Raw genomic sequence first — 14,020 nt, 5'->3', positions numbered from 1 at the left:
AAATACAAAAAAAACATAACAATCTATTATTCAAATACAAAAAAACTAATATAAAAACATAAAGTTCATATAAATACACTTAATAAAACTAAAAAAAATAGCAAAACCATAATAAATAAAAAATAATGAAACATAAAAATATAATTATCAGTGTATTATCATTAATAACATTAATAATATATTCACAAAAAAGTTTCGCTCAATTTTTTGAAGACAGTCAAGCCCCCTTAAGCCAAAAATGGTATAAAATTGAAACGAAGAATTTTCAGCTTATTTTCCCGGAGGAAATGAAAAGTAAGGCCCCTACCCTAGCCCAGCAGGTCAGCGGCTCGCTACGTACGACTTCTAGAAATTATAAAATAACACCTCGAAAAATTCCGTTCATTATCCACAATACAAATCTTCAGACCAACGGCTTTGTACAGTTATCTCCACGCAAATCCGAGCTGTACAGTACGGCTGGAGCAGAGCCAGACAATCAAACCTGGCTCCCCAATCTGATCCTTCACGAGTCTAGGCATGTAAGCCAGTTTGACAAATTGACAGGAAAACTACGCGCTCCTTTTTTCGAACAACTAGCCCTTGCCTATTATGGATTGACCGTTCCATCCTGGTATTTTGAAGGCGATGCGACACTGACCGAAACGATATATTCTAATGGTGGCAGAGGTAGGCTACCAGCTTTTGAAATGCCGGTCAAAGCGAATTTTCAATCAGATCGCAACTATAGTTTCAACAAATATTTACTGGGTTCCTACAAAGATATTGTCCCTAGCTACTATACGATAGGTTATCTGATGACCTCCACTTTAAAATCAGAATTACCTCCAAACTATGAGGCCGACCTCTTTTCGGAACTCAACAAAAAACCGTTATATCCGTATAATATTAATCGAGTCCTCAAGAAAAAAATAGGCGGAAACAGTGCTTATTTATACAACAAAACAATCGCAAATTTGGATACAATCTGGAAGGAAAAAACACGCAATTATCAATACAAAAAATATGCAGAGATCAATGCTATTAACAGCAGCTTTTACAATAATAATTTGCTACCAAAACACAAAAATGGTCTGATCTATTTTATCAAACAAAACCCACAAAAGACAAGTGCAATATACACCTATGATACCCGTACAAAAAAGGAAAATATACTGATCAAAACGGGTATCCAACTAACGCCACATTTTGACGTAAATAGCAATTATATCCTATGGGATGAACTACGAAAAGACCCGCGTTTCAACAAGCGGACCTATAGCATCATTAATATAATGGACCTCAAAACTGGAAAAATCAAGCAGCTCACAAAAAACACTAGATATTATTCACCTGTTTTTAGCCCCGTGAACGAAACAATTGCTTGTATCGAGGTAGATTTATCCAACGACAGCTATTTAACGCTTATAAGCCTTAAAAACAGCAGCATTATCAAAAGGATCAAAATAGGCAATACCGAACAGCTCCAGCATCCATCTTTCAGCCCCGAAGGAAATAAAATAATCGGCATACGATTATCCCAATCCGGGACTGCACTTTGTGAAATAGACCTAGAAAAAAACAAAATCACCAACCTGACGGCATGGGGTAATCAGCAGTACGAAAGGCCACAATACCTTTCAGGTATGAAAGTCATGACAAAAGCAAACTTCAATGGTATTGATAATATCTACACAATAGATCTTTTATCTGGCAAAAAGCAGCTTTTGACAAAGGCTCAGTTTGGTGCATTCAACCCGTTTTACGACAGCGAGTGCAGGCAGTTATTTTTTAACAATTATCAATATAACGGTTACAAAATTGGTCAAACAGCCATAGATACGACATATGATATAGCGCCAGAAACAGATTATTTCTCCCATTACTACGGCCTGGCATTGACAAAAGACAGCATCAAAAACATCACTTCAATCCCAGTAGATACCAGTCAGTATAACCAAATCGTCCCCTACAATGGTCTGGGACGAACCTTCAATTTTCATAGTCTTTCCCTAAGCAGCAGTAATTTTGAGAGCTTCGACAATTTTAAACCGGGCGTCTTTTGGTTATCCAACAACATTCTAAACACCACACAAATTGCACTAGGATACGAATACGATACTGATATTCGAAAAGGAGTATACTCCGCCGAACTTACCTACAATAAATACTTTCCAAAATTCTCTTTGCGTTACGAAAACAGGGGTCAAATCGCTGCGGCAAGCCTCCCCAACAAACCGGATAGCAGCATTCGTTTCGACTGGAGGGAGCATTACATATCCTCACAGATCTCTATTCCTCTCTCCTTCTATAGAAGAGACTACGTTTATTCCACGGGTTTCAACCTGGCTACCGCCTACCTTAGACGGTATGATCTTAGCCGAAATGATGTCAAAAACTTTAATTATGAAACCGCTTTTCCATTAACCTATCAACTTTACCTCAATCGCAATGCCCGGATGGCGAATATGGACCTCTATCCTCGATGGGGCCAGAATTTAAGTTTAACTTACAGACATACCCCCTTTGAGAATAATGCAAAAGGTGAAATTTTATCAGCACGAACAGTCTTTTATCTCCCCGGATTTATGAGTAATCACGGTTTGCAGATTAGACTGAGTGCTCAAACGGGGTCCGGAATCTATCAATACATCAACGATATTCCCTTAGTAAGTGGATTCAGCTACTATAGATATGAAAAAGTTAAAAACACCTTATTGGTCAACTACCGTTTTCCAATAGCTTATCCCGATCTGGGATTAGGATCCTTAGCGTATATTAAACGTGTGAAAGGAGGAATATTTGCTGATTATCAAAATATCCATAAGCATCGGGAAGTTTCACCAAAAAGTTTTGGAGCATACCTCTCGCTTGATTTCAATGCATTTCGATATCCCTTGCCAGACTTTGAATTCGTTGTTAAAGGCACCTATATCAACGATAATACCACAACACAACGTGTAGTTCCGACATTCAGTTTAAACTACACCTATTAAGGAAAATAAGGAGGGAAATACACTTAAGGGTGGATCGCCCAATTAAAATTCAGGGCCAAAGCATAATGATCGGACAGTGGCAATCCTTTGAGGTTGGTGAATAGATTATTTTCTATATTATAATCCCGGGCAGCAAGACTAAAGTGACTGCTGCTCCTATAAAGAATTTTATCAATGGATTCGCTCTGATTACCGATAGATAACATATGCGGCGGCTTAAATTGGTGTCTTACCTCAGGCACCAGTCCACCGTTTTCCAGCTCAACCCAACTATCCACCAAACTTGTGGAATCCATAAAATCATGGAGATTATCATCACAAAAGCTATAATGCGCATTAAAATCTCCCATGACAATAAGTGGCCTGTCCGTCGAATGCTCTCCAATATAGTCGCGCAACTGGTTAAGATTATCCCGGCGTGCACTGGAAGCTTTCCTGCTATTTTGCGCATTTGCATGCACATTATACACATCCAGCCAGACCTCTGGAACAATCTCTACCTGAACCAGGGTAAAGCCCTTGGGCGTCAGAAAATCAGCTCCTGTACGCTTCTTCCAGGGAACCCGGACAACATCCGTCATCGGAAAATGAGACAGGGTATTGAGACCATCACCAAAAGGAACACGCCCCTTGGTTTTCGTTCGATACGGATGTAAATTCCCACCCCAATATAAACTTCTATTATAATTGAAATCCTCCTGTACGTTGACAATATCAAAGGGATTGATTTTCTTTCCAATTTCAGCAATACTCCGGCTTCTACCTGTAATCGCCGAAGATATAATCCCCGGCAAGCCCGCTACATTATACGTCAATACCGAAAAAAAACCAGAACTACTTTTTTCTTTACCTTTATTAGCATCCATCAATATCTGCATATATAACCATGTCATGATAAATTTAGCAAATACAATAAATACTCACCAGTACTACACAAACATTTAACAGATAATTGATTTAATCTGACATTACATCAATATTCAAATTGCGATACCTAAATTTTTAAAATAAAAAAAGGACAGCTTATGCTGTCCTTTTCAAAAAAATCGTTTCGTATTAATCTTCAAGTGCCTTTACACCCGGAAGAACTTTTCCTTCCATGTATTCTAAAAGTGCACCACCACCTGTACTGACGTAACTTACATCTTCAGTCATTTCAAATTTACTTACCGCAGCAGCAGAATCACCACCTCCAATTAAAGAGAATGCACCATTCTTCGTTGCTTCCACAACAGCATCAGCCACAGCTTTAGTACCTTTCGCAAAAGTATCAAACTCAAAAACACCCATCGGGCCATTCCAAAGAATTGTTTTTGAATTTTTGATGATCGAAGCAAAGTTAGTTGCAGACTCCTGACCAATATCCAAACCTTGTAGATCTGCAGGAATTTGATCATTAGGACCATCATATACATTTGCATCATTTGAAAATGCATCTGCAATCTGAGCATCCGTAGGAATAACCAAGTTTACACCTTTTTCTTTCGCTTTTTTAACAAGCTCATTTGCTAAATCGAGCTTATCATTCTCAACCAACGACTGGCCGATTTCACCACCACGAGCTTTGATGAACGTATAAGCCATACCTCCACCGATCAAAAGATGATCAACCTTATCCAATAAGGCTTCAATTAGCTGAATTTTATCAGAAACTTTTGCCCCCCCCATGATTGCAGTAAAAGGTCTCACCGGATTATTTAATACTTTCTCCGCATTTCCAATCTCAGCAGCCATTAAGTAACCGCTATATTTAGCACCCGGGAAAAATTGAGCTACAATCGCTGTCGAAGCATGAGCCCTGTGCGCTGTACCGAAAGCATCATTCACATAGACATCGCCTAATTTGGACAACTTTTCAGCAAACCCAACATCTCCCTTCTCTTCTTCCTTATAAAAACGAAGGTTTTCAAGCAATAAAACCTGACCAGCTTGTAATGCTGCCGCCTTTTCTACTGCCTCCGCACCGATGCAATCGTTCGCAAACTGAACATCTGTACCTAAAACCTGAGAAAGATGTGCAACAATATGTTTTAATGAATACTTATCAGTAGGACCATCTTTTGGCCTTCCTAAATGGGACATCAATATAACGCTTCCACCATCATTCAAAATCTTCTTTATCGTTGGAGCCGCTCCCTGGATACGATTATCATCCGTAATATTGAAATTTTCATCCAAAGGCACGTTGAAATCCACACGTACCAAGGCTTTTTTACCTGCAAAATTTAAATCGTCTACTGTTTTCATTATGTAACTTTATTGATTTTGGATTAGGTCGTTTTGTCAAACGAACAGCTAAATATAAAAAAAAGCATTTGCTTTCATGAGAATAATTATTTTATTGATGGCAATTCTTACCTCTGATCGTCCTATCTCTTTCCATCAGGTAAGAATTGCCGGTATCGTCATACCCCATGTTATACCATAAAGTCATAGAGAGATCGACCATTAATGAATCTCAACGGAATAAGGTAGCCTAGCCTGTACACCCGTCTGAGCAGTCGCTTTTTTCATCACATCAAAATAACGATAATATTCACCCATCTGCTCTTTTGCTACCCAGACCCGTACTTTTTCCTTTGAATTATTCAGGATTGAAGTGAACGGATCTTCTTTTTCAGGGTATTGAGATACTTTATATTTGGTTAAATTTGCCTTTTTAGCGGCAGCTTGAATAGCGGCATCCAAGTTTCCGAGACGGTCAACCAATTTATTACTCACCCCTTGCGCACCGGTCCAAACTCTTCCTTGCCCAATACTATCAACATCAGCGATGGATAATTTACGGCCGTCCGCAACAACTTTAGTAAATGTACCATATACCTTGTCAACTTCCCGCTGGATGATATCCCTTTCTTCTGCTGTCAATGGACGATCAAAAGAAGTCATCAAATCGGCAAATTTACCCGTTTTGACACCATCATAGTGAACCCCAATTTTATTGTTCATTAGATTTTGGAAATTAGGAATCACTCCAAATACTCCGATAGAACCTGTAATCGTCGTAGGCTCAGCAAATATCGAATCTGCTGCTGCCGAGATATAATACCCACCAGAGGCCGCTAAATCACCCATAGAAACGATAACAGGTTTCACTTTTTTGGTTAAGATAACTTCACGCCAAATAATATCTGAAGCCAACGCTGATCCTCCCGGTGAATTAACACGCAAAACAACAGCTTTAACCGCATCATCTTCGCGTAGTTTCCGTAGTTCACGCGAAAATTTATCTCCGCCGATCTCCCCCGGTCCTGTTCCCTCTCCATCTACAATTTCGCCAGCAGCGTAAAGGACCGCAACTTCAGATCCACTCGCATCGTCCTTGATCTTTTTATTATAATCTAATAAAGAAACAAAGGATATTTCATCTTTTTCCGAAATTTTTAAGCGTTTCCTCAAATCCGACAACAGTTCGTCTTTATATAGCTTGGCATCAGCAAGTTTATATTTCACCGCATCATCCGCATCCCGAACGCGATAATCATTTGCTATAGCCCGCAATGAATCAGCAGCAATATTTCTGCTCGCCGAAATCTCATTGATAAAAGTACTGTATATACTTCCCAGGTACGAGGTTACTTGCAAACGGTTGGGATCACTCATCTTATTTAAAAAGAACGGTTCAACAGCACTCTTAAAAGTGCCTACCTTCACAATCTGCATCTCTACCCCCACTTTATCCAATAGATCCTTATAAAACATGGTTGAACTCGCCAGACCCTTAAAATCAATTGTCCCTTGTGGATTGACATATACTTTATCAGCGATACTCGCTACATAATAAGCTTTTTGATCATATCCTGCATTGTAAGCAACAACAAATTTGCCGATTTTCTTAAAAGCCAAAAGTTCATCTCTTACCTCTTTTAAACTGGCAAAACCAATCCCAATATGACTCGCATCCAAATAGATTCCTTTAATATTTCCATCCGTCGCCGCATATTTGATCCGCGCTAAAATATCATCCAATCCAATATTTTTGGTCGAATAACCCGGAAGATTGAGACTACCCAACGGATTGGCCTCGCTTCGCTCGGTAATATCATAGTCAAAGGACAGATATAGAACCGAATTACTCTTAACAACAATTTCTTGGTCAGAAGAGGCTGAACTAATGATTGCCCCAATAATTCCCATCAAAACAATAAACAACACAACAAAAGAGATCACAATCCCCGTAATTGTTGCCAGTACGTACTTAAAAAATGATTTCATATTTTGTAATTAAATCCGATCCATAACCTATCTTCCAGTGGAAAGACCTATTTTTCACTAAAGGTAATGCAATATTTTTTATTCACCCAGTCTTTTATTTCAACTACAACATATTTTTTTCCACGAAATTAGGGCATCTAGCCAGCTGAAATTCACTTTTCCATCTTCAATTTATACTCGCATTTCTTCCTATTAAAATCAACAAAACCTTAATTTAGCGGTATGAATAACATTTACATACTCTTGGGCACCAATCTTGGAGACCGTTTTCAGCAGCTTGATCTAGCGAGAAAACAGCTTGAATCACGCATCGGAGCAATTATTGATGCTTCTTCGGTCTATGAAACTGCCGCCTGGGGAGTGGAAGACCAGCCCGCATTCCTGAATCAGGCCCTTCTCCTAACCACCAATTTACAGGCGCTTGACTGTCTAGAAATCACCCAGTCCATCGAACAGGAATTGGGCCGTATACGCATAAAAAAATGGGGCGAAAGGGTAATCGACATCGACCTCATCTACTTTAACCAAGATATAATCGATCTGCCCACACTTCGTATCCCACATCCTTTTATTGCAGAACGAAGATTTGTACTTGCACCTTTAGTCGAAATAGCACCAGACTATATCCATCCCCTTTACAAAAAAAATAACGTATATTTATTGGATAAATGCACAGACGACTTACCTGTAAAGAAAATTAGCAACGATGAACCATATCGACATTGAACTGATCAACCAAAACATGTTTGACAATCCAGAATTAATCAAACAATTTGTATCAATGTATCTTATCCAAACTCCGGTCGACCTCGACAAGCTCCGTCAGGCCCTGAGTGAAGGAGATCTTCAAAAGATCGGAGATGCAGCGCATCACATCAAACCGACGATGGATTATATCGGTGCTTTTCACCTAAAAGAGAAATTTGAGGAATTGGAGGCTAATGCAAAAAACAAGGATTCTCTCGACGGACTCCGGGCCACTTTTGATATCATTGATATAGAAATGAATGAGCTCCTATTTGAGTTGGAACAATATGAAAAAACGATCTAAACCAGATCGTTTTTTTTATTGAAATGCAATGCCGACAATAAGAAATATAAAATAAGGATGATCGGTAAAGCCATAAATTGGCCTGCAATAAACAAGATCAGCGTCAATAGCAGAAATATAAAGCGAAACTTATTCGTCTTCCAGTCCATGGAACTGAATTTCATCGAAAACAACCTAATTTCACTCACCAATAGATAACTTGTCAAAAGAACACTGCAAATCAAAACGATCGGATTCAAAATTACTTGCGGATATTTATCAGCAATATAAGGTAGCGAAAGTACATAGAATGTATTCATTGGTGTGTTTAGACCGATAAAATCAGACGTTTGTCGCTCATCCAGGTTGAACTTTGCGAGACGCAAGGCAGAAAAAATGGTGATGATATACCCTAAATAAGGTAACAGAGAACCATCAGGAAATACCTTGGTCAACAAGGTAAACATGATCGTCCCAGGTAGAAAACCAAAACTAACCATATCTGCCAATGAATCGAGCTCCTTCCCTATTGACGATTTAACATGAAGAAGCCTCGCGACCATTCCATCGAAAAAATCAAATATCCCCGACGCAAACACACAGATGGTAACCGCTTGTATATTGCCTTTCAATGCCATTAATACAGCAATACAGCCACTAAATAAGTTTAGACAAGTCAGCAGATTTGGGATATGTTTTTTCATTTACGGGATATTTTATATTAAAAAAGCCATCATTCGATTAGAAATGATGGCTAAAATATCAAAATTTGATGGAATTAACCATTCATACTGATCAAAAATTCCTCATTTGATTTAGTTCCACGCAATTGACCCTGCAAAAATTCCATGGCCTCTGTAGAATTCATATCAGACAAGTGGTTACGAAGCACCCAAATACGTTGTAATGTTTCTTTATCTGTCAATAGATCATCACGACGTGTGCTCGAAGCCGTAATATCGATAGCAGGGAAAATCCGTTTGTTCGCCAGCTTACGATCCAATTGTAATTCCATATTACCTGTACCTTTGAATTCTTCAAAGATAACTTCATCCATTTTAGAACCGGTATCTGTCAATGCTGTTGCTAAAATTGTCAATGAACCACCATTTTCAATATTTCGGGCAGCACCAAAGAAACGTTTTGGTTTATGCAAAGCATTCGCATCCACACCACCGGATAAAATTTTACCTGATGCAGGAGCAACGGTGTTATATGCACGCGCTAATCTGGTGATAGAATCTAATAAGATAACGACATCATGCCCACACTCAACCATACGTTTAGCTTTCTCAAGCACGATATTCGCAATTTTCACATGGCGGTCAGCAGGCTCATCGAATGTAGAAGAAACAACTTCTGCACGCACACTTCTTGCCATATCAGTAACCTCCTCAGGACGTTCATCAATTAATAAGATAATCAAATAAACTTCCGGGTGATTTTTTGCAATCGCATTTGCAACCTCTTTCAACAAGTTTGTTTTACCTGTTTTTGGCTGAGCAACGATCAATCCACGTTGCCCTTTACCTATAGGCGTGAACAAATCCATGATACGCGTAGAGTAATTTCCAACCCCCATATCTAAATTTAAACGCTCATCAGGGAATAATGGCGTCAAATAATCAAATGGCACACGATCACGTACTTCAGCAGGATTTTGTCCATTGATCGCTTCAACCCTTACCAAAGGAAAATACTTTTCACCCTCTTTTGGCGGACGAATACAACCTCGTACTGTATCCCCTGTTTTTAAACCAAATAATTTGATTTGAGATTGTGATACATAAATATCATCAGGAGATGTCAAATAGTTATAATCTGATGAACGTAAGAAGCCATAACCATCAGGCATAATTTCCAATACCCCCTCATTAACGATGACATTATCGAAATCTGTACTTGAAGATGTGGTTTCTGCTTTAGGGGTTTGAGGTGCTTTTTCAGGTTGGGAACCTTTATCTACTGCTGTCGCATGCTCTGGAGTAACAGGATTTTCGTCATGCTCAGAAGCTTCGCGCTTTCTTACCGTGACAGGCTCCGCAGTTTTTACAGTCCTTACACGTTTACGTGTACGTTCAGCATGTTCCTGACTATCTTCCTCTACTTTAGCTGCTTTTTCAGCTGGCGCTGGAGCGGCTTCCTCTTCTGCACCAGTATTGCTAATTCTTTCGATTAATTCTTGTTTACGCAATTTATCAGCATCTGCGATACCGATCAACTTAGCAATCTCGCGCAATTCTGATACGAGTTTAGCGTTTAATTCGTTAATATCCATTAATGTGTTGTGTATGATTTTTGGATTTTCTTTTTGAGCTTTATTCTGAATTCTGATTACACACTTAAACAAGTTTCCAAGATTAAGTGAGATGAAGAACTTAATGATTTCTTTTAAACCCGAAGTGGATTAAATATTGAGAACCTAGACAAAGAAAAAAACAAATTTTGTTATTTCAAAATATTTCAAAAAAAATATTTACTATTGTAGCTAGTAAAACGATTTAACAACATTTTTAGATTGAATTTATATTTTTTTTCATAAGTTCGTACCTTTCAAAATTTAAGTTTTTAGATCCCTTATATGGAACAGCAACAAACTAAAACCAATTACCCCGCACTCTACACATTGATTATTGTGTTTTTCTTTTGGGGGTTCATTGCGGCAGGGAACAGTGTTTTTATACCTTTCTGCAAAAATTACTTTCATTTAGACCAATTTCAATCACAGCTAATAGACTTTGCTTTTTATACGGCCTATTATATCGGTGCTTTGTTACTATTTATCTTCAGTTCAATCGGCGGAAAGGATCTGGTTGGAAAATGGGGATATAAAAAGAGTATCGTTTATGGTTTACTTTTCTCCGCTTTGGGCGCAGCTGCCATGATTGTCGCTGTCGAAGTAAACTTATACGTGGGTATGTTGTTGGGACTATTTGTTGTAGCCCTTGGTTTTTCATTACAACAGACTGCAGCAAATCCATTTGCCGTTTTATTGGGCGATCCAAAAACGGGTGCTTCCCGCGTTAACCTAGGTGGCGGTATTAACTCATTTGGTTCTACAATAGGTCCTTTGATCATCGGCTTCTCTTTATTCGGCACATTTGAACCTGTTTCAGATTCAGAAATTGCCAATCTTCCATTAAACAAGGTTGTTTACCTTTATGTAGGTGTCGGTCTTTTGTTCCTATTAGCTGCAGCATTATTTAATTTCAGCAAAAAAGTTCCTGCCGGAATTAGCGATGAGCCAATGGAAAAAGCCAATAAAGCTTTACGCACATTGATCATCATGACTATCCTTCTTTTTGGCATGTTTGCTCCTGTTTTTCTGAGCTATAAGAGTGATTTGGCACTACATATTGAACAGTTACACCAACAGGTTTCAAGTTTAACGGATCAGGTTCAGATTGACCAACTCAAATTACACATTAAAGAAGTTGCCCAACCCCTTGAAATGCAACGTATGCTTTGGCTTGGCGGTGCTTTAGTTGTAGTTATTGGCGGTTTGTTATTCTCAAATAAAAGCGCTCAAAAAAATCCTGAAGGTTGGGGGGCAATGAAATATCCACAATTAGTATTGGGTATGCTTGCTCTTTTTATCTATGTTGGTGTTGAAGTTGCTATTGGTAGCAATTTAGGTGAATTATTGACATTGAAAGAATTCGGCAATCTACAATCGTCGGAGATTACACCCTATGTATCGATGTATTGGGGTAGTATGATGATCGGTCGTTGGGCCGGCGCTATTACAGCATTTAACTTAAGCAAATCCACAAAAAAAACATTGTTGATTATTGTACCCTTAATCGCATTTTCGATTATTATTGGTGTCAATACACTTGCAGGATTTGAAATGTCTCATTTATACTACTATGTAGTATGTATTATCCTACAGATCATCGCTTTTTATATCAGTAAAGAGAAACCAGCTCGTACATTAATCACTTTTGGCTTATTTGCAATCTTTGCAATGATAATTGGCTTATTGTCGTCTGGTACAGTAGCAATTTATGCCTTCTTGTCGGGCGGACTTGCATGCTCAATTATGTGGTCTTCAATTTTTAGTTTATCCATTGTAGGATTAGGTAAGTATACAGCCCAAGGGTCGGCATTCCTTGTTATGATGATTCTTGGCGGTGGAGTCCTTCCTCCTATCCAAGGAAAATTAGCAGATGTCATCGGTATTCACAACTCCTATATCTTACCTTTGATTGGATTTTCTTACATTGTTTTCTTTGCGATATTTGTTAGGGGAATATTAACAAAACAGGGAATCAACATTGACGAAATAGAAGCTGAAGGAGGGCATTAATACCCCTCACTAATTGTAAATAGTACACTATTTAAACAATTTTATTACACAGCTCAAAAACTGGCTTAACAATATCGTTAAGCCAGTTTTTTTATATAGTCACGAGACTACAAAAATTTATTTTTTGAAAAATACATGGATAAATTATGATATTTAAAATTAAAAAATGTATTTTCGGGGAATTGATTAATGAATTGATTACTCATTTTATAACGATAAACACAATTAAAACTACTCAATAATGATAATCATTGCTGACGGGGGATCAACAAAAACAAACTGGTGTTTGTTAGACGATTCGAATAAAAAAATCTACTTCAATACAGAAGGGTACAACCCTTATTTTGTTGATAGTGAATACATTGTAAACTCCCTAAAAAAAGGACTTCCACAAGATTTACCTTTTGAAAAAATCGCGGAAGTAAACTATTATGGTGCTGGTGTCCACAACAAGGAAAAAGCACAGATTGTAGTTGACGCCTTAAAACAAGTATTTACTACGGCTGAAGTTGAAGTAGGACATGATCTTCTTGCAGCAGCAAGAGCATTATTAGGATCTCAAGCTGGATTTGCGGCGATCTTGGGAACAGGAACAAACTCTTGTCTCTATGATGGTAAAGAAATCACATTAAACATTGACTCAGGCGCTTACATTTTAGGTGATGAAGGTTCTGGTAGTTATATTGGTAAAAAATTACTTGCAGACTATGTACGTAATTTAATGCCTAAAGATGTTAAAGAAGTGTTCTGGAACACATATAAAATGACAAAAGACGAAATTATGGACGCGGTTTATACCAAACCTATGCCAAATCGTTTCTGTGCAAGCTTTAGCAAATTTGTGTATGACAACAATGTAAATATCGAATATACACGCAATATTGTTGATGAGGCTTTTGAAGCATTTTTCAGAAATCTGGTGAGCAAATACCCTAATTACCAAAGCTACACGTTCAACTGTATCGGTTCAGTAGGTTATAATTTCAGAAATGTATTAGCTGAAAAAGCAGAGCAATATGGAATGAAAGTAGGTAAAATCTTACGCTCCCCTATTGATGATTTAGTACAATTCCACATCGATAGAGCTGCTGCAGCTGCTAAATAAAAAGGAAAATAATCTTTAACATACTTGAAGGTATCCAATAACAATTGGATACCTTTTTTCGTTTATCATGGCCCCGTTCTTCCTATACGTTAGACTATCCCGCTTCCCGGGTTTTCCCTAATATTAAATTACAATAAACTAATTCACACCGTTTTACACGACATTTTAATGATTTAATAACAGGAATTTCATGGGTACAAAATAAAAGTATCCTTTTTTTGTAAAAGAAGATAATAGATTTATCGAATGAGAAATCGTGGCTTATTTAAGCGAAAAACCGGTAGAATAAACAGTTCATGATCGATTCATTGCAGACAAATCCGCTGGAGGTGAAATAAAGTCCTCCAAAGGCAAAAGGACAACAAAAATCAACAAAGGTTTAGACA

Annotated in this window: 10 protein-coding genes; 5 read left to right on the top strand and 5 right to left on the bottom strand. The window is 38.0% G+C overall.

Annotated elements, in window-relative coordinates; genetic code table 11:
* The first annotated feature begins 287 nt into the window (after nt 1–287).
* A complete protein-coding gene (locus tag B3C94_RS12120; protein ID WP_293903957.1) occupies nt 288–2,975 on the top strand; it encodes a TolB family protein in 2,688 nt (895 codons plus the stop codon).
* 23 nt (nt 2,976–2,998) lie between these two features.
* Here the strand turns inward: B3C94_RS12120 and B3C94_RS12115 are convergent, their stop codons facing one another.
* The 3 genes from B3C94_RS12115 to sppA all read right to left on the bottom strand — a co-directional run bounded on the left by B3C94_RS12115 (nt 2,999) and on the right by sppA (nt 7,190).
* Nucleotides 2,999–3,868, bottom strand: coding sequence for an endonuclease/exonuclease/phosphatase family protein (locus B3C94_RS12115; RefSeq protein WP_293903955.1), 870 nt, complete (start codon nt 3,866–3,868; stop codon nt 2,999–3,001).
* A gap of 163 nt (nt 3,869–4,031) precedes the next feature.
* A complete protein-coding gene (locus tag B3C94_RS12110; RefSeq protein WP_293903953.1) occupies nt 4,032–5,222 on the bottom strand; it encodes a phosphoglycerate kinase in 1,191 nt (396 codons plus the stop codon).
* 201 nt (nt 5,223–5,423) lie between these two features.
* Nucleotides 5,424–7,190, bottom strand: coding sequence for a signal peptide peptidase SppA (sppA, locus tag B3C94_RS12105; RefSeq protein ID WP_293903951.1), 1,767 nt, complete (start codon nt 7,188–7,190; stop codon nt 5,424–5,426).
* Nucleotides 7,191–7,412: 222 nt separating this feature from the next.
* On the opposite strand from sppA, the gene folK reads away from it, so the two are divergent.
* Both folK and B3C94_RS12095 read left to right on the top strand, forming a co-directional pair.
* Entirely contained in the window at nt 7,413–7,916 is a 504-nt protein-coding gene (gene folK, locus B3C94_RS12100; RefSeq protein WP_293903949.1) for a 2-amino-4-hydroxy-6-hydroxymethyldihydropteridine diphosphokinase, read from the top strand.
* The gene (locus B3C94_RS12095) at nt 7,897–8,241 is read left to right on the top strand and encodes an Hpt domain-containing protein (protein ID WP_293903947.1); all 345 of its coding nucleotides are present in this window, start codon (nt 7,897–7,899) and stop codon (nt 8,239–8,241) included. Before folK ends, B3C94_RS12095 begins: the two co-directional genes overlap by 20 nt.
* Here the strand turns inward: B3C94_RS12095 and pssA are convergent.
* On the bottom strand, nt 8,238–8,924 hold the full coding sequence (gene pssA, locus B3C94_RS12090) for a CDP-diacylglycerol--serine O-phosphatidyltransferase (RefSeq protein WP_293903945.1): 687 nt from the start codon (nt 8,922–8,924) through the stop codon (nt 8,238–8,240). The two genes, B3C94_RS12095 and pssA, sit on opposite strands and share 4 nt — an antisense overlap.
* Before the next feature lie 74 nt (nt 8,925–8,998).
* The gene (gene rho, locus B3C94_RS12085; protein WP_293903943.1) at nt 8,999–10,498 is read right to left on the bottom strand and encodes a transcription termination factor Rho; all 1,500 of its coding nucleotides are present in this window, start codon (nt 10,496–10,498) and stop codon (nt 8,999–9,001) included.
* Nucleotides 10,499–10,801: 303 nt separating this feature from the next.
* Between rho and B3C94_RS12080 the strand changes: the two genes are divergently transcribed.
* Together B3C94_RS12080 and B3C94_RS12075 are read left to right on the top strand one after the other, a co-directional pair.
* Nucleotides 10,802–12,529, top strand: a complete 1,728-nt coding sequence (locus tag B3C94_RS12080; protein WP_293903941.1) for an MFS transporter — start codon at nt 10,802–10,804, stop codon at nt 12,527–12,529.
* Nucleotides 12,530–12,770: 241 nt separating this feature from the next.
* The gene (locus B3C94_RS12075; protein WP_293903939.1) at nt 12,771–13,634 is read left to right on the top strand and encodes an N-acetylglucosamine kinase; all 864 of its coding nucleotides are present in this window, start codon (nt 12,771–12,773) and stop codon (nt 13,632–13,634) included.
* Nucleotides 13,635–14,020 lie beyond the last annotated feature (386 nt).

Origin of the sequence: Sphingobacterium sp. UBA5670 (assembly GCF_002420705.1) — a bacterium.
Classification (GTDB): domain Bacteria; phylum Bacteroidota; class Bacteroidia; order Sphingobacteriales; family Sphingobacteriaceae; genus Sphingobacterium.
This window is presented reverse-complemented; position numbering and strand designations above follow the sequence as displayed.